Below are 17430 nucleotides of genomic sequence, written 5' to 3' on the forward strand. Positions count from 1 at the left end.
TATTTCAGCCTAATCTATTTATAAGAAAATTGTTGGAAAAATTGGGTGGAAAATAATAGTAATGTAGCATTTACGAAACCCGTTGCAGTGAGCCACAATCGAATGGCTAAATTCTGAACAATCGATCAACTAATTCTTTTGAGTCCGAATAGTTGTTATGCTCAATAAATCTCTTATTTTTGTGATTCAAAAAGCACAATAAAAAAATGCAAATCTTCCAAGAATTATCATTAGAACAGATCGGTGCTACTTTTGCCGTTTTGTTTGCGGTTATCGATATTTTGGGTAGCATACCAATTATTGTCGATATCCGTTCGAAAGCAGGTCATATACAATCAGAAAAAGCAGCGATTGCTGCAGGTATTCTCCTTATTTCTTTTTTGTTTTTCGGGACTAAGATTCTCAGTCTTTTTAATGTCGATGTACAAGCCTTTGCTGTGGCCGGTGCGTTTGTTATTTTTGTGATTGCCTTAGAAATGATTTTGGGTATCGAAATCCAAAAAGGGGTCGAAGCGAGCTCTGCCTCTATCGTACCTATTGCTTTCCCGTTAGTTGCTGGAGCTGGATCATTGACTACGGTTTTATCTTTACGTTCGCAATATGAAGATGTTAATATCGTGATAGGTATTATATTAAATATGCTCGTCGTATATTTGGTGCTAAAATTTGCTGGGAAATTAGAGAAAGTTTTGGGCCCTGGCGTTTTGAGTATTCTGAAGAAAGTTTTTGGTGTTATTTTATTATCCATCGCAATAAAATTATTTACAACCAATATTGGCGCCCTATTTATAAATGAATTTAATATATGATGAAAAAGTTAATGTATGGTTTAATCCTTTTATTTGCTGCTGCAATAGGATTTAGTATTTATAAATTCGATTTTAAAATAAGTCTAATGGCCGAAGAAAACTTTCCATTTGCCGTAGGTGTTCTGGGAGGAATCTTAGGCATCCTTTTAGCGATTGTCTATCTTCGAGCAATTCGTCTTAATGAGCATTTGAAACAGAAACAAGCTTCTTCAAAATAACTTGCATAGCTTTCTCAATCTCGAGAAAGCTATTTTTATCTTTACTAAGATAGATAACCATCATTTCATACCGTAAAGGACTATTATCGAGTAGGGTTTTATTAAGACGATACGCCTCTCGTATTCTTCTTTTCATCTTATTGCGATCCACCGCTAATTTGAATCTTTTTTTACTGACACTTACTGCAAATTGATTTTTTTCTTGTTCGCTTACCCGATAAACAATTAGTAAAGGGTAGACCGAGTACGATCGTGAATCGGTAAACAAACGCTCGATTGCTTTACGACTTTTCAGTTTTTCATCTTTGCCAAAAGTTGCAGACATGGTAAGAGATAATTTTTTTTTCAAATGTAAGCAAAGCGAAATTTTAATCAAATGAGAAAATAGCTTATTAATGAAGAAAATTGTATATTTGTTAGGTATTAATATATAAAAACAAGATAAGATGTATCCATCAGAAATAGTATTACCCATGAAAGAGCAATTGATTTCTCATGGGTTTAAAGATTTAACATCTGCGCAAGCGGTAGAAGAAGCATTACAACAACCAGGAACTACTCTGGTAATGGTCAATAGCGTTTGTGGGTGTGCAGCAGGGGCAGCAAGACCAGGAGTTATATTATCCTTAGATAACGAAAAAGTGCCTACTAACCTTACAACTGTTTTTGCTGGTTATGATATAGATGCTGTGGCCAAAGCACGCGAGCACTTTGCTCCATTCCCGCCAAGTTCACCGGCAATTGCACTTTTCAAAGATGGTGAATTGGTACATATGTTAGAGCGTCACCATATAGAAGGACACTCAGCAGAAGTTATCGCAGAAAATCTAAAATCTGCTTATAACGATTTTGTCTAATTCGTACCAAAAATGTTAAAATTTAAAGAAACCTTAGAAAAAATACGCTAAGGTTTTTTTATTTCATAATCTTTTTCTACATTAGCCTATAACAAATAAAAAATAACAGTTATGAAAAAAATCTTTACTCTTTTATCAGTTGCAGCTGTTTCAGTAGCTTTTGCACAAAAAAATCAATGTAAACAAAGATCAATTGCAATCTTCTTATAACGAGGCAGGAACTCCAGATGCTGTATATAGCGACAATGGTTCGAAAGCTGAGCAATCTATCATCCAGTATTCTGATCCTCAGGTTTTCTCAGACTCTACACCTTTATGTCAATCTAGCACACCAGGAGAGCCAGTAAAAAACCACGATAGCCGTTTCTTTGATTTAACTACTGCCGGTATAGATGGTGACTTCAAAATTACTAAAGTAGAGTTTGCTACTTCTGTTTATAACGGAGTAACATTTGATGCTACAGTTGCTGTATTACCTTCAGGTGTTGATGTAACTGCTGATGAAATTCCGATGTCAATGGATGACCTTGTAGAGGATGCATACGGTAGTATTACTGTTCCAGCTGGACAAACAGCATGGCATACGATTGAGTTTTTTGAACCATATACCATATCCCAGCAGGTTCTAAATTTGGTGCTGCAGTAGGGTATTCATTCGTTAATGGTGGTGACTCAAGAGCTTGGTTTGGTAACAACGATAAACCACAAACAGCACATTCTTATATCGGATGGCCAGGGTCTGAGTGTGTTACCGACGAGGGTGCAATAAGCCTTGCTTCTTTAGGTTTCCCAGATGTTTCTTGGTTATTACACGTAACTGGTGAAACTAGTTTAGGAACTGTAGAATTAGGAAGCTCTAAATTACGAGTAGGAGTATCTGGTAATGAATTAAAAATTGAATTAGAGAATAATTTAAAAATTGCTAAAGTAGAAATTGCTGATGTTTCAGGTCGTGTTATCCCTGTAAAAGTTGCTTTAGACGGAAAAGTAAATATCTCTAACTTATCAAAAGGAGTTTACTTTGTACGTGTACAAGACAACAACGGTGTAACTCGTATTTCTAAATTCGTAAAATAATTTTTATACATAACCATAAGAAAGGCTGATGTTTCACATCGGCCTTTTTTATTTTATATCATTTATTCTTATTTTTGTTAAAATATAAAGCTGTATGAAAATAGTGGTTGTCGGTGTTACCGGAATGGTCGGACAAATAATGTTAGCAGTCCTAGAAGAAAGAAATTTCCCAATAACCGAATTGATTCCTGTTGCTTCTGCTCGTTCGGTAGGAAATACTGTAAACTTCAAAGGAGAAGAAATTCCGATCGTGTCGATTGAAGAGGCTATAGAAAAAAGAGCTGCTATTGCTTTGTTCTCTGCAGGAGGCGATGTTTCTTTAAAATGGGCACCTTTCTTCGCAGAAAAAGGAACTACCGTAATAGACAACTCATCAGCTTTCCGAATGGATAAAAAAGTTCCCTTGATTGTACCAGAAATCAATGCAGATATTCTGACCAAGAACGATAAAATCATCGCCAACCCTAATTGTTCTACCATTCAACTAGTAATGGTACTCAATCCACTTCATAAAAAATACGGAATAAAGCGAGTTATAGTTTCCACCTATCAATCGGTTACCGGAACCGGTAAAGAGGCAGTAGATCAATTAGAAGGAGAAATAAAAGGAGAAAAAACAGCCATGGTTTATCCTTACCAAATCTTCAAAAATGCATTACCGCATTGCGATGTTTTTGATGAAGAAACAGCTTATACCAAAGAAGAATTAAAACTCACTCGAGAACCTAAGAAAATTATGCGTATACCAGAGCTCAAAATTACTGCAACTGCTGTGCGAGTTCCCGTGCAAGGCGGACATTCTGAGTCGGTGAACATCGAGTTTGAAAATGATTTTGATTTGGCCGATGTACGGCGAATTTTATCACAAGAAGATGGAGTAGTGGTACAAGATAATCCAGAAACTAATATCTATCCTATGGCACTGTTTTCTGAAGGGAAAGATGAGGTTTTTGTCGGTAGAATTCGTAGAGATTACTCTCAGCCCAATACTCTTAATTGTTGGATTGTTGCTGATAACTTGCGCAAAGGAGCCGCGACCAACACTGTCCAGATAGCCGAATATTTATTGAAAAATAATTTAGTCTAGAATCTACACAAAAAGAACTTTTCTTCTTTCTACCCATTGAAAATAAATCAACTGGCTAAACAGTCGATCAGTATCTAGTAATTTTCAAAATCAACACTATCGAAAGCAAAAAAACTCAATAAATAACCCGAGAAAGTTGCCAATAGAACGATTTTTTTTATTATAACTGAATAAGTATTCAGAACTTTAACAAATAATTGAGGCAATTAAAACAACCAAGAGCGTATTTTTCGCATCTAAATGATAAGTAAGAAATATATTTTGAACGAGAAACAAATGATAAAGGCTTGCATCAATCATGATTCTAAAGCACAAAAAATGCTTTATGAAAAATATGATGCACGATTTTTTGGAGTTTGTAAACGATATTTTTCTAATATTCATCAAGCCGAAGATGCTTTGGTAAAAGGATTCTTAAGAGTTTTTCAGAATTTAGAATCTTATCGATTTCAGGGAAGTTTTGAAGGTTGGATGCATCGTATTTTTGTAAATGAATGCCTGATGGAATTGCGTAAAAACAAGGCAATTATGGTAGATTATGATCAATCTATCGAAGCCAAAACACTAATAGCAACCGAAAATACATCACTCGAAGAACAGGATATCATGCAAACTTTGTTTCTCTTGCCAGAAGGCTGCCGATTGGTTTTTACTCTTTTTGTATTAGAAGGGTATAAACACAAAGAAATTGCTCAAATCTTGGAAATATCAGAAGGAACTTCTAAATCGCAGCTCAATCTAGCCAAAACAAAGCTAAAAGAGCTATTGAGCAAACAAACTAAGTAAATGTAAAATGATGGAAAAGGTTAATTTAGAAGAACTTTTTAGGGAGCAAGCCAAAAATTTAGAAGAAAAACCCGAAGAACGAGTTTGGCAAAGAATAGAAAAACACATGTATCCGAAAAAAGAAGTACCTAGGACAAGCTTCAAGGATAAAGTATGGTTTTCTGCAGCTGTATATGCATTAATTGCTGTTCCTGTTTTTGTATTGTATTATATGAAGAAAGCCAATCCTTCATCAGAAAAAGAACCTATAGTGATCTCGAATGTAGAATCTAAACCAGAAAAATCACTACAAACAATCGAGCAAGATCCCGTAGGAAGTAATATTTCTTCCAACTCCAAGAAAGAAGAACGTATAAAAAAACCATCAAAAGAAACTCTGACGAAAAATACGCTAGACAATGCTTTTGGTAAAACAACAAAACAAACATTTGATGAAAGAACAGAAATAGAGAAAGATGCAATAGCTATTTCCGAGAAAAGCCAACTTATTTTGGCGACTAATTTGGGCGAAAACAAAACATCCCATCAGGGAGATGAGTCTCAACTAAAAACCATGTCATCTGCTACTCAACTAAAAGACACAAAAATTACGAAAATGGTTGCACCAAAAGATGATAATCAATCAGAAAAAACAGAAATTGAGCATAAGACAAAAAAAATAGAGCAAGCTAAAGAAGAAGTTGTTTTACTACCCGATCAGTTTTTAGTTTTAGATTCGATATTCAAAGTCAACTTCAGAATCAAAGAAAAAAAGCCTAATCAACTGTTATTTCAGAACAAAGAAGTGGAGTTACGTTTTCGTAAAGATGAAAAAGATTCGATAACAATCGAATCAACCGATCAAATCAATCCTACAATAAAAGAAAAAATCGAAAGACGAAAAAAAGAAATTTTCCAGACATATGAAAAATAAAATAATTACCTTTCTAGCTATAAATTAACGCAATGCAAAAAATATTTACAGTAGGATTAGGGCTTTTTTGTACGTTTTTAACTGCACAAGAATTGGTTTTTGTCGAGTTCAAGGATAAACCACAAGCAACTGTTTCACTTGCTCAACCACTAAGCATTCTTTCTCAAGACGCGTTGGACAGACGAAACAAAAGAGGAGTGAATCTCGATGAGCGAGATGTACCGTTGGAGGTTACCTATGTACAACAAGTGAAAAAAAATTTTCCGATTTTAGGTCACTCTAAATGGCTCAATGGAGTAGTAGTAAATGCGAAATCTGAGCAGGATATTCTTACTCTTTCTCAATTACCTTTTGTGAATAAAGTAGAGACCTTTGTTCAAAATCCCAAAGCAGTACGAACCGAAAATAAAGTTTCAAAATTTACGGTTTCTACAAGAAATCTAGACAGAACCAAAGCGCATGTTTCGGATGAGTTTATTCAACAATTGAATCTACAAGTATTGCATAATCAAGGATTTACAGGTAAAAATGTAAAACTAGCTGTGATTGATGCGGGCTTTCCTTATGTAAATACCATGCAAGCTTTTGCAAATAGTAGAAATAATGGTAGAATAAAATTTACGTATGATTTTGTTACCAAAAGCACCGATGTTTATAATGTAAACTCTAATGACCATGGAACAATGGTTTTGAGTAATATTGCTGCAAAAACTCCAGAATATACGGGCACAGGTTACGATGCCGATTTGTATCTATTTCGCACAGACGATGCTGCAACAGAAACACCCTTAGAAATGGTTTATTGGGTAATGGCAGCAGAAAAAGCCGATAGTTTAGGAGTAGATATCATCAACACTTCCTTGGGTTACTATGAGTTCGACGATGCCCGCTATAATTATTCTAAAGACGATTTGGATGGCAAAACAACCTACATCACTCGAGGCGCAAATATCGCAGCAGAGAAAGGTATGATTTTGGTGATTTCTGCCGGGAATGAACGCTCTTCTCCTTGGGGGAAAATTTCTGCTCCAGCAGATGCACATAATGTTTTATCAATTGGTGCTGTCGATTTGCAAGGGAATATTGCGTATTTCTCATCCTATGGGCCCACGGCCGATAATCGCATAAAACCTGATGTGGTCGCTCTAGGTGTTTCGGTGCCGGTCTATAATTATGGATGGTGGGGCGAGGAAATAGTACGGAATAACGGGACATCCTTTTCTTCTCCGATAACGGCAGGTGCAGTAGCATCATTGATTCAGAAATATGAAAAATTTACAGTAGCACAAATCATAGAAGCTGTTCACCAAGCAGGAAATCGTTTTCAAAATCCGAACAACGATTACGGACATGGAATACCAGATTTTGCAAAAGCAATGCACTATTTAGATGAAAATCTTTCGACAAGCGTTTTTGCAAATCAAAATCTAGAAATTTACCCAAATCCGACCAAAGATTGGTTAACTGTAAAGTCGGCTACATCGATCAATCGTTTAGAGATTTTGGATACGAATGGACGCGTTGTACGAGCATATTCTAAGAAGAATACTATTTCTCTGAAAAGTCTTTTGAAAGGAGTTTATTTCGTGAAGATTTATTTTTCAGATGGTAAGGCAGTTACTCAAAAAATTATAAAACAATAAATTTTATACTCACAGAAAATGAAACAGTACTTTTGTACTGTTTTTTTTTACTAAGAAACAAAGATTTTTTATTCATCGATTAATCAAACTATACTAAAAGATCAGAATAATGTTAGCATTGCTAAGGGGATTATACCGAGACTAATAATAAAATACACAAAATGTTTTGATGATGGATAAACCTCAACAAAAGAATCTTAATTTCATCCTAGAAATATATAGTAATAGATGAAGTTAATTTATTCTTAAAGAGTAGAATACAAGGGATCTTAGAAAAAAACAAAAACTCGTACATCTTTATAAGAAATACGAGTTTTAATTGTCGGGGTGGCAGGATTCGAACCTGCGACCTCCTGGTCCCAAACCAGGCGCGATGACCGGGCTACGCTACACCCCGATTGATTGTAGTGCGTTTGAGTTTGCAAATATAAGACTGTTTTTTATAAAATCAAGAAAATTTTAGATAAAATTACATTTATTTTTTTATGTAACTGATAAACAAACTGTTATCGAAAAAAATAGTGACCAAATCAGTATTTTATCAGTATCCTTTTGTCTAGATAAATCATTCATCAAATTCAAATACTAAAAACAAGTTTTCTTACCTTTAGCAATTATAATTATAGCACATGAGTCGAAAAGAAGAATCCAATCAAACATCAAGCTTAGTTCGTGGACTGACCAATCGGCATATTCAGCTCATTGCCTTGGGCGGTGCAATTGGCACAGGATTATTTTTGGGAATCGGGCAAGCTGCAGTTTTAGCTGGTCCTTCTGTAATTTTGGGGTATGCAATGGCTGGGGTTATTGCTTTTTTTATTATGCGTCAGTTGGGCGAAATGGTCGTACAAGAACCTGTCTCTGGTAGCTTTAGTTATTTCGCTTATAAATATTGGGGAAATTTCCCAGGCTTTGCATCTGGTTGGAATTATTGGATTCTCTACATTCTGGTAAGTATGGCAGAACTTACAGCTATCGGTCATTATGTACATTTTTGGTGGCCAGAAATTCCGCTTTGGGTATCGAGCTTATTTTTCTTTTTGGTCATTACAGTACTCAATTTGGCTTCTGTAAAAGTCTATGGTGAAACTGAATTCTGGTTTTCTATCATCAAAGTCATTGCAATTATTGCGATGATAATTTTTGGCACATATTTATTATTAAGTGGTACTGGAGGAGAAAATGCAACGATAGAAAACTTATGGAACAATGGAGGTTTCTTCCCGAAAGGTCTTTTTAATCATTCAGAAAATCACTATACAGGATTGTTTGCTGCTATGGCACTTATTATGTTTTCTTTCGGAGGACTCGAATTAATCGGTATTACTGCTGCTGAAGCAAAAAATCCAGAAAAAACAATCCCAAAAGCAACTAACCAAGTGATTTATAGGATATTAATTTTCTATGTAGGAGCTCTAATTATATTATTTTCGTTGAGTCCTTGGGCAGAAATAGATAAAGATTCAAGTCCATTTGTGATGGTTTTTAAGAATTTAGATGGTTTCGAGTTGGATCTTTTTGGGCACACTATTAGTTTTACCAAACTGATCGCAAATGCACTAAATATCATTGTTTTAACGGCAGCTCTTTCGGTCTATAACAGTAGTGTTTATAGTAATAGTCGAATGCTTTTTGGGTTGGCCGAACAAGGAAATGCCCCTAAAGCTTTACTAAAACTAAACAAGAATCATGTGCCAATAAATGCAATTTTGGTTTCATCTTGTTTTGCGGCAATTTGCATTATCATCAATAAAGTTATACCAGAAAAAGCATTAGAATATCTTATGTCTCTGGTTGTATCTGCGTTGATTATCAATTGGTTGATGATAAGTTATACCCATCTAAAATTTAGGAAAAATAAAGTAAACAATCACATAGAAACAAAATTTCCATCAATATTTTATCCAATCTCTAATTATATTTCTATTGTATTTCTACTAACGATTTTAGTACTGATGACCCTGACTGGGATGCATGTTCCAGTAATTTTAATTCCAATTTGGATAGGAATTTTATTTGTATTCTATAAATTTTATAAGGGTAAAAAATCTTAATGTTGTTGAATTACTTGGAGTAAGCTTTCTTTGTTTCGTGCACCACTCTCTTTCCAGACTTGTTGTCCATTTCTAAAAAGAATAAACGTGGGAACGCCTTGTACACGATATCTTGCGGCAAGTGCCTGGTTTTTATCAATGTCTATTTTTATAATTTTTACCCCGTCTTTTACTTCTTCTTTTAGTTGTTCTAGAATGGGGTGCATCATTTGGCAAGGGCCACACCAAGTAGCAAAAAAGTCAACCAAAACTTTTTCATTACTATTAATGATTTCATTAAAAGTCATGATTTTGTATTTTTTAAATGATTATTTTTTAGATAAATTACAATTTTTATTCCGATTTTGATAATAATAAGGTACAAAAAACCACTCTAATTGATTATTAAAGTGGTTGATATATTGGGGGAAAAACTTTTTTAGTCGTTTAACTTCAATACGGCCAAGAATGCTGATTGTGGAACTTCTACTCGTCCAATCTGACGCATTCTTTTCTTTCCTGCTTTTTGTTTTTCTAATAACTTACGCTTACGAGAGATATCACCACCATAACACTTTGCAGTAACATCTTTTCGGAGGGCCTTGATCGTTTCTCGAGCAATGATTTTCGCACCAATTGCTGCCTGAATCGGAATATCAAACTGCTGACGAGGGATTAATTCTTTCAATTTTTCACACATCTTCTTACCAATAGTATAGGCATTGTCTATGTGAATGAGTGCAGAAAGTGCGTCTACAATTTCTCCGTTAATCATCACGTCTACTTTTACCAATTTAGAGGCTTTCATACCCGATGGAGTATAATCGAATGATGCATAACCTTTCGAAATCGATTTTAGACGATCGTAAAAATCAAAAACAACTTCTGCCAAAGGCATATCAAAAACCAATTCTACCCGATGCTGAGTCAAGTAATTTTGCGAAGTTAATTCGCCTCTTTTCTCGATACATAAACTCATTACTGGACCAACAAACTCAGATTTTGTAATAATCGAAGCTTTGATATATGGTTCTTCTACACGATTGAGACCTGCCGGATCTGGAAGTTCAGAAGGGTTATGTACCGGTATCATTACGGTAGGATTTTTCTCTAAATATGCTTCATACGATACGTTTGGTACGGTAGTAATTACGGTCATATTGAATTCTCGTTCCAAGCGCTCTTGAATGATTTCTAGGTGCAACATTCCTAAGAATCCACAGCGGAAACCAAATCCCAAGGCTGCGGAAGACTCTGCCTCATAAGTAAGAGAAGCGTCGTTTAGTCGGAGTTTCTCGATAGAAGCACGTAGTTCTTCGTAATCCTCCGTATCTACAGGATAAATCCCTGCGAAAACCATTGGCTTCACCTCTTCGAAACCATCAATTGGCTCGGCAGCAGGATTTTCTGTCAAAGTAATTGTATCACCAACTTTTACCTCAGAAGCCGTTTTTATACCCGAAATGATATATCCAACATCTCCTGTTTTGATGATTTTTTTCTCAACCTGGGTGAGCTTTAAAGTTCCAATCTCATCGGCATGGTATTTTCTGCCGGTTGCCATAAACTTTACTTCATCACCTTTTCTTATTTCTCCATTTACTACTTTGTAGAAAGCTTCTATTCCACGGAAAGGATTATACACAGAATCGAAAATCAACGCTTGTAAGGGTGCGTTTGGATCCCCTTGCGGAGCAGGAATGCGTTCTATAATTGTGTGTAGAAGTTCTTCTACTCCTTCACCAGTTTTTCCACTTACGCGTAAAACATCGCTAGGATCGCAACCAATTAAATCGACAATATCATCGGTTACTTCTTCTGGATTAGCAGAAGGTAAATCTATTTTATTTAGTACCGGGATGATTTCTAGATCATTTTCCAACGCCAAATATAGGTTAGAAATGGTTTGTGCCTGTATGCTTTGTGCCGCATCTACGATAAGTAGAGCACCTTCACAAGCTGCAATAGAACGAGAAACTTCGTATGAGAAGTCCACGTGTCCTGGCGTATCAATAAGGTTTAGAATATAGGTTTCACCATCTTTTTCATACTCCATCTGGATCGCATGAGATTTGATGGTAATCCCACGTTCTCGTTCCAAATCCATATCGTCTAGGGTCTGACTTTGCAACTCACGATCGGTAACGGTTTTTGTTACTTGTAATAAACGGTCGGCCAGGGTACTTTTTCCATGGTCGATGTGAGCGATAATACAAAAATTACGGATATTCTTCATGTTCTATTTCTCGAATAGGCAAAAATAATCTTTTCTCAGCAGACTACAAGATTTTTAAGATAATTCCGTACAAACTTATTTTTTATTTTATCAAATAAGTTAATTTGTTGGCTTTTGGTAGGATATAATTCTTAGAAATAGAAAATTTTTTATCCATAATCTATGATTTTTTGCTCTGTTGACTAAGTTTTTGTTCTGGATATTTTCTAACTCGAAGAATAGTTCCGTATTTTTAGCACATTATCCAATCAAAATAATTTATAAGATGATCGAACCAAAACCTTTGCAGGCAGTAAAAGCATTTCATACTACTTTTCAGCATCCAATTCTAGAGAAACCTCAAATACCGTCAGCGGATCGTTGTCAATTGCGTTTGGCTTTGTTAACTGAAGAGTTGGCAGAGTTGCAACAAGCGATTGATAAAAAAGATTTAGTGGAAATTGCTGATGCTTTTTGCGATTTGCAATATGTACTTTCTGGGGCTATTTTAGAGTTTGGATTGCAAGGAAAGTTTTATGAATTGTTTGAAGAAGTGCAACGATCGAATATGAGTAAAGCTTGTAAAACTGAAGAAGAAGCGAAAGAAACTCAGCAATATTATTACGATAAAGACAAGACAGAAAGTTATTATAAAGAGAAAGATGGTTTGTTTTTGGTCTATCGGAAAGATGATCATAAAACGTTGAAATCGGTGAACTATTCTCCTGCCAATCTACAAGAAATATTAGATAAATAATAAAGATACTATTGAAAATAAATGAGATAAAATCGTGGTTGCCACAAGTTGTCTACCTTGTACTTTTTGTGGTTTTTTCTGGGTTGTTTATTCAGCAATCCATCGTCTTGCTAACGCCGTATTCATCCTTTTATCATAGCAGTGGGATGATAGAGAAACAAGGGGAATATCGTGCAGAGAAAATCAATAAAAATAGATCGTTGAGTTATCCAGTGAAGTACATAAAGTTTTGGCACAACGACACAATTTATGCTTATAAAAATAATAGTTTTCTGCTCCAACCAATTGATGAAAATAAACCTCTAACGGTTTATCATAAAGGGATGGATGACAAACAATCGGTGGTGGATATTGTACAAATAATCCAAAATAATGAAAAAATTTTTCGTCGATATCATCATAAAAGCAGCGATATTTTTTTAGTTGTTTTTTATGCGATGGGTGTGATTGCTGCGAGCGTTTTGGGGTATAGAAGATGGGCAAAAAAGAAAAAGCAAACCCAAGAGGATTTGCTTTGTTAGTGGTTTTGTTTTTTTACTAGAATATAAGTTTTTATTCGAAAGAATTTTTTTCTTCTTCTCGAGAAGTAACCGATTTGTCTTCGGCGAATCCGGCTTTCCAATACGAATAGGCATAGAGTTCGTCTCTGGTCCAACCTAACTCTTTTCTAAAATAATTTCTCAGTACTTTTACCGTAGAGAATTCGGCAGCAACATATGCAAATTTGTTTTCGATGCTCGGTATTGTGTGTTGTTGAGCGATTTTTGCTAATTCACTTCCTTTTTCTGGATGTAGATTGTGCAACCATTTTATAGTTATACCATCTGGTTTTTGTAAATTTTGCTCATCTTCTTTGGTAGGAGTTTCGAGCAGTACAATACCTTTTGCATCTTGTGGTAAAGATTCTAATATAGAGGCAATTACCGGAATGGCTGTGGCATCGCCAATCAAGAAATACCAATCTGCTGGTGGGCATAATTCTGTTTTTTGCGCTTTCATCACCACACCGATTTTATCTCCTTTTTCGGCATGAATAGCCCAAGCCGAAGCAGGTCCGTTTTCGCCATGATGTACAAAATCTATCTGCAATTGATTTTTTTCTAGATCGATGTATCGATGCGTATATGTCCGGATGATAGGGCGTAAATGTTCTTCTACAGAAGTATGATCGAACCCCTTCTTAGTAAGTGTAGGAAAATAAACGCGATCAACTCCTGTGGGCGGAATCATTATTTTGTTATTGACTCCTAAGGTGCAATTAGCATATGGGGAAATATCATCACATTGTAAAGTAACCCGGATATAGTGCGGTGTAATATATTCTTTCCCAACCAATTCGAATTCTTTTCTTGCAATTTTTGGCTTGTTCATAATATATTATTTTAAGGCATTTTTCACCTCATCCACCATCATTTGTGTAGAAGTTAATCCTCCTCCCGATACGTACCAAACCTGCGGATTTAGGTAAATAATTTTACCATTTTTATAAGCATTTGTACGCTGAATTAATGCGTTTTCTATTTCTTTTTTATTGGTTTCTACACGATTAATCATGGCAGAACGATCGACAATAAATAAGTAATCTGGATTTTTGTGTTCGATAAATTCATTAGAGATTGGTTGCCCGTGTGTAGATACCTCCAAGTTTTCGGTGGCTTGTTGCACTCCCAAAACATCATGAATAAAGCCAAACCGAGAACCTTTTCCATAGGCACTAAATTTCCCATTATTGTACAATACAATTAGGGCTTTTTTATCATCTTTCGAAAGAATATCTTTTTCTGTTTGGATTTTGTCTTTTATCTGTTTTACCTTCTCTTCAGCTTCTTTTTCTTTCCCGAATATTTTTCCTAAAGTAAGGGTATTTTTTTCGAAAGAGTTGAGGTAATCTTTGTAATCAACTTGCATGTAAATTGTAGGTGCAATAGAAGAAAGTTCTTTATAAGCGTCTTGTAATCGATCAGAAATGATGATCAAATCAGGATTCAAAGCATTTACTTTTTCGTAGTTTGCTTCTTTCACAGAGCCTACATTTTCTATGCTCGAGTCTTGTGCATATTGCTGTAAATGTTCGGGTAAGAAATCTTTTGGTATACCGACAATTTTCACACCCAATTGATCCAAAGTTTCGAGCGATCCAATATCAAAAACAACTACCCGCTCTGGATTTTCTTTTACTTGTGTTGTCCCTAATTCGTGTACAACTTCGATGGTATCGATATTGGCATTGTGGTGTTGTTCATTTTCTTTACAAGCACCAACCAATAAGAGTGTCGTAAGAATAGATAAATGTATTAACTTTTTCATATTGAATGTTTTATAAATTAAAATAGTTACAAATTCGTTGTCCGTTTCGTTCGATTACTTCAAAATTGAGATCGAAAATTTCTTTTAGATTTTCGGCAGAAATAACTTCTTCTGTAGGGCCTTTTTTCAGCACTTTACCGTTTTTCAAAGCAATGATATAGTCTGAATAATTCGAAGCAAAATTGATTTCATGAATCACAATTATCACTGTTTTTCCTTTCTCTTCGACCAAGCGTTTTAGGGTTTTCATTACTTGTACCGAAAGCTTCATATCTAGATTATTCAGCGGCTCATCGAGCAAAATGTATTCGGTATCTTGGGCAATCACCATTGCAAGAAATGCACGTTGACGCTGTCCACCACTCAATTCATCCAAATAACAATCTTTGAAATCTTCTAGTGAGCAAAAGGTAATTGCTTCTTGTATTTTTTCGTGATCAATCTGTGTTAATTTGCCTTTAGAGTATGGGAATCGACCAAAAGCTACAAGTTCTTCTACCGTTAATCTAAGATCGAGATGATTGGCTTGTTTCAAGAAAGATAAATGTTTGGCTAACTCTTTATTTTTTATTTTGAAAAGATTTTCTCCATCTAAACTAACCGATCCTTTGTCTTTTTCTATCAGACGGCTAATGATTGATAATAACGTGCTTTTTCCGGCACCATTAGGGCCAATTAGCGAGGTGATTTGGTTTTTCGGTATGTCAAATCCTACGCCTTTAAGCACCTCTCGCTTACCAAATTGTTTGTATATATTTTCTACTTTAATCATTTTTTTTGGGTTGATTTAAGGACGAGATAAATAAAATAAACGCCACCAATAAAGTTGATGACAATGCTTGTTGTGGTTGAAAAATTGAAAAAATGTTCGACCAATGTTTGGCCAATCAATAAAAAAACACAAGCAATAATACTACAAAGCCATACCATGTATCGGTGCTGTCTAGTGATAAAAAGCTCGTAACATAAATTGGTTACCATAATGCCTAGAAAGGCTATCGGGCCAACCAAAGCGGTTGATACGGAAACAAAAATGGATATGATGAACATGTAAAGCTGGATAAGACGATTATAGTTCAAACCAAGATTTATAGCATGTTCTCGACCAAGTGCGATCACATCTAGATATTTGAGATAAGGTTGTGCCAGAACTAAAGTAACGAGTATGATGCCTGTAGCAGTGTAGAGTAGTGTCGTATTCATTTTGGTAAAGGATACAAACATAAAAGCTTCTATCATAGAGAACTCATTAGGATCGATGATGATTTGTAAAAATTGACTCAGCGTGCTAAATAAAGTACCAAGTACTAATCCTATCAATAATAAATGATAGATATTGTTTTTTCCTTTTTTAAATAACACAAAATACATGATAAAGGAAAATAGCATCATAAAAGCAATCGAAATAAAAAAGTTATCGTTCTGATTGATTACTTTAAAACTTTTGTCGCCATACAAAAACACTAAAAATGTTTGGAAGAGAATGAAGACCGCTTCATATCCCATGATCGATGGTGTGAGAATTTTATTGTTGGTTATCGTCTGGAAAATCAAAGAAGAATACCCCACACAAATGCCTACCAAAATAATTGTACAAAGACGAATAAGTCTTCTTGGTAAAACATAATCGAGATTGTTTCCTATGTTATAAAACATAAAAATCGCAGTAACAAAAACGAAGACACTGCTCAGGATAATGGTTCTATTTCGTAAAGTTTTGGTCATTAGGCTTTACGTTTTAGGATGAGAAAAGAGAAAAATATTCCGCCTACGATACCAATTGTCAAACCTATTGGCACTTCATACGGGAAAATAATTATTCGGCTGATTAAATCACAAATTATCAAGAAAATAGCACCATAAATTGCTGTATAGGGTAAAGTTCTTTTTAGGTTATCACCATGAATCATGCTCACAACATTCGGGATTATTAGGCCCAAAAAAGGAATAGCTCCTATCGTAACCACCGTAATACTTACGGTGAGCGCAACACAAAACAATCCGATATAGACGACGCTATGGTAATTGAGACCAAGATTTTTAGAGAAGTTTTCGCCCATCCCGACTACAACAAATTCATTGGCATATAAATAAGTAATGACTACGGCTGGTAGGATGAAATAGATCGACTCGTAATTGCCTTGTAAAACCGAAGAAAAGTCGCCCATCATCCATCCCTGGACACTCTGTACTATATTGTTTTTGTAGGCATAAAAAGTAGAAATTGCATTGAGAATATTCCCGTACATAATACCGATGAGCGGAATGAATATGGTATTTTTTGTACGAATTCTTCTGATCATTATTATAAAAATACAAGTGGCTAAAAGAGTAAAAGACAATGCAATAAGGGTTTTACCGAAAACCGAAATGTGCTGAAAAGAAATGATACTGAGCAGTATTCCCATTTTTGCAGCATCAAGCGTACCAGCTGTAGAAGGTGCTACAAATTTGTTTTGGGCAATTTGTTGCATGATAAATCCCGAAATGCTAAGCCCGACCCCTGTCAAAATCAAGGCAATCGTTCTCGGAATTCGGCTAATTGCCAATATCATTATTTCATCATCAGACAAGGAGAAAATAGAGCGTAGTGGTATCTCCTTTACTCCTATAAAAAGAGAAAGTAAACAGAGAACGACCAATAGAACAAGTAAATAAAAGTATTTCATTTCTCTTATTTAGACTTAATAAGAGCAAAAATAAACTTTATTATCTATTTAATCAATCC

Annotated in this window: 20 protein-coding genes and 1 tRNA gene; 12 read left to right on the forward strand and 9 right to left on the reverse strand. The window is 35.2% G+C overall.

Annotated elements, in window-relative coordinates; genetic code table 11:
* Positions 1-206 precede the first annotated feature (206 nt).
* Together HMPREF2660_RS03390 and HMPREF2660_RS03395 are read left to right on the forward strand one after the other, a co-directional pair.
* Complete coding sequence (locus tag HMPREF2660_RS03390) at positions 207-809, forward strand: MarC family protein (protein WP_013598126.1); 603 nt, start codon at positions 207-209, stop codon at positions 807-809.
* Entirely contained in the window at positions 806-1027 is a 222-nt protein-coding gene (locus tag HMPREF2660_RS03395; RefSeq protein WP_013598127.1) for a hypothetical protein, read from the forward strand. The genes HMPREF2660_RS03390 and HMPREF2660_RS03395 overlap by 4 nt, the downstream gene beginning before the upstream one ends.
* Here the strand turns inward: HMPREF2660_RS03395 and rnpA are convergent.
* Complete coding sequence (rnpA, locus tag HMPREF2660_RS03400; RefSeq protein ID WP_070485621.1) at positions 987-1352, reverse strand: ribonuclease P protein component; 366 nt, start codon at positions 1350-1352, stop codon at positions 987-989. The genes HMPREF2660_RS03395 and rnpA overlap by 41 nt on opposite strands.
* A gap of 121 nt (positions 1353-1473) precedes the next feature.
* Here rnpA and HMPREF2660_RS03405 point away from each other — a divergent pair, with 121 nt between their 5' ends.
* The 7 genes from HMPREF2660_RS03405 to HMPREF2660_RS03430 all read left to right on the forward strand — a co-directional run bounded on the left by HMPREF2660_RS03405 (position 1474) and on the right by HMPREF2660_RS03430 (position 7390).
* Positions 1474-1884, forward strand: coding sequence for a BrxA/BrxB family bacilliredoxin (locus HMPREF2660_RS03405; RefSeq protein WP_070485622.1), 411 nt, complete (start codon positions 1474-1476; stop codon positions 1882-1884).
* Positions 1885-2044: 160 nt separating this feature from the next.
* A complete protein-coding gene (locus HMPREF2660_RS03410) occupies positions 2045-2530 on the forward strand; it encodes a hypothetical protein (RefSeq protein ID WP_070485623.1) in 486 nt (161 codons plus the stop codon).
* A gap of 248 nt (positions 2531-2778) precedes the next feature.
* Positions 2779-2961, forward strand: a complete 183-nt coding sequence (locus HMPREF2660_RS11190; RefSeq protein ID WP_369021503.1) for a T9SS type A sorting domain-containing protein — start codon at positions 2779-2781, stop codon at positions 2959-2961.
* Positions 2962-3055: 94 nt separating this feature from the next.
* Positions 3056-4048, forward strand: a complete 993-nt coding sequence (locus tag HMPREF2660_RS03415) for an aspartate-semialdehyde dehydrogenase (protein ID WP_070485624.1) — start codon at positions 3056-3058, stop codon at positions 4046-4048.
* Positions 4049-4309: 261 nt separating this feature from the next.
* The gene (locus HMPREF2660_RS03420) at positions 4310-4834 is read left to right on the forward strand and encodes an RNA polymerase sigma factor (RefSeq protein WP_013598132.1); all 525 of its coding nucleotides are present in this window, start codon (positions 4310-4312) and stop codon (positions 4832-4834) included.
* Positions 4835-4841: 7 nt separating this feature from the next.
* Entirely contained in the window at positions 4842-5747 is a 906-nt protein-coding gene (locus tag HMPREF2660_RS03425; RefSeq protein ID WP_141743538.1) for a hypothetical protein, read from the forward strand.
* A 32-nt stretch (positions 5748-5779) separates the two neighbouring features.
* Positions 5780-7390: a S8 family serine peptidase gene (locus HMPREF2660_RS03430; protein WP_070485627.1), complete on the forward strand. Its 1611-nt coding sequence runs from the start codon at positions 5780-5782 to the stop codon at positions 7388-7390.
* Positions 7391-7712: 322 nt separating this feature from the next.
* On the opposite strand, the gene HMPREF2660_RS03435 is transcribed toward HMPREF2660_RS03430, so the two are convergent.
* A tRNA-Pro gene (locus tag HMPREF2660_RS03435) sits at positions 7713-7787 on the reverse strand.
* A gap of 232 nt (positions 7788-8019) precedes the next feature.
* Here HMPREF2660_RS03435 and HMPREF2660_RS03440 point away from each other — a divergent pair.
* Positions 8020-9444, forward strand: coding sequence for an amino acid permease (locus HMPREF2660_RS03440; protein WP_013598135.1), 1425 nt, complete (start codon positions 8020-8022; stop codon positions 9442-9444).
* Here the strand turns inward: HMPREF2660_RS03440 and trxA are convergent.
* Both trxA and lepA read right to left on the reverse strand, forming a co-directional pair.
* Positions 9441-9731: a thioredoxin gene (trxA, locus tag HMPREF2660_RS03445; protein ID WP_013598136.1), complete on the reverse strand. Its 291-nt coding sequence runs from the start codon at positions 9729-9731 to the stop codon at positions 9441-9443. The genes HMPREF2660_RS03440 and trxA overlap by 4 nt on opposite strands.
* 131 nt (positions 9732-9862) lie before the next feature.
* Positions 9863-11659, reverse strand: coding sequence for a translation elongation factor 4 (gene lepA / locus HMPREF2660_RS03450; RefSeq protein WP_070485628.1), 1797 nt, complete (start codon positions 11657-11659; stop codon positions 9863-9865).
* Positions 11660-11924: 265 nt separating this feature from the next.
* On the opposite strand from lepA, the gene HMPREF2660_RS03455 reads away from it, so the two are divergent.
* Both HMPREF2660_RS03455 and HMPREF2660_RS03460 read left to right on the forward strand, forming a co-directional pair.
* Positions 11925-12395 (forward strand): pyrophosphohydrolase domain-containing protein, encoded by a 471-nt coding sequence (locus tag HMPREF2660_RS03455; RefSeq protein ID WP_013598138.1) that lies wholly within the window; start codon positions 11925-11927, stop codon positions 12393-12395.
* 11 nt (positions 12396-12406) lie between these two features.
* Positions 12407-12916, forward strand: a complete 510-nt coding sequence (locus tag HMPREF2660_RS03460) for a hypothetical protein (protein WP_141743539.1) — start codon at positions 12407-12409, stop codon at positions 12914-12916.
* A 31-nt stretch (positions 12917-12947) separates the two neighbouring features.
* Here HMPREF2660_RS03460 and HMPREF2660_RS03465 read toward each other — a convergent pair whose 3' ends face one another.
* Genes HMPREF2660_RS03465 through HMPREF2660_RS03485 form a run of 5 tightly spaced genes read right to left on the reverse strand, consistent with a single transcriptional unit; the run spans position 12948 to position 17371 of the window.
* Positions 12948-13766: a siderophore-interacting protein gene (locus HMPREF2660_RS03465; RefSeq protein WP_013598140.1), complete on the reverse strand. Its 819-nt coding sequence runs from the start codon at positions 13764-13766 to the stop codon at positions 12948-12950.
* A 6-nt stretch (positions 13767-13772) separates the two neighbouring features.
* On the reverse strand, positions 13773-14702 hold the full coding sequence (locus HMPREF2660_RS03470; RefSeq protein ID WP_070485630.1) for a siderophore ABC transporter substrate-binding protein: 930 nt from the start codon (positions 14700-14702) through the stop codon (positions 13773-13775).
* Between the two features lie 10 nt (positions 14703-14712).
* Positions 14713-15474, reverse strand: coding sequence for an iron ABC transporter ATP-binding protein (locus HMPREF2660_RS03475; protein WP_013598142.1), 762 nt, complete (start codon positions 15472-15474; stop codon positions 14713-14715).
* Positions 15471-16427 (reverse strand): iron chelate uptake ABC transporter family permease subunit, encoded by a 957-nt coding sequence (locus HMPREF2660_RS03480; protein WP_013598143.1) that lies wholly within the window; start codon positions 16425-16427, stop codon positions 15471-15473. Before HMPREF2660_RS03480 ends, HMPREF2660_RS03475 begins: the two co-directional genes overlap by 4 nt.
* Positions 16427-17371 (reverse strand): ABC transporter permease, encoded by a 945-nt coding sequence (locus HMPREF2660_RS03485; RefSeq protein WP_013598144.1) that lies wholly within the window; start codon positions 17369-17371, stop codon positions 16427-16429. The genes HMPREF2660_RS03480 and HMPREF2660_RS03485 overlap by 1 nt, the downstream gene beginning before the upstream one ends.
* Positions 17372-17430: the final 59 nt, after the last annotated feature.

The organism is Weeksella sp. HMSC059D05, from assembly GCF_001809725.1.
Classification (GTDB): domain Bacteria; phylum Bacteroidota; class Bacteroidia; order Flavobacteriales; family Weeksellaceae; genus Weeksella; species Weeksella virosa.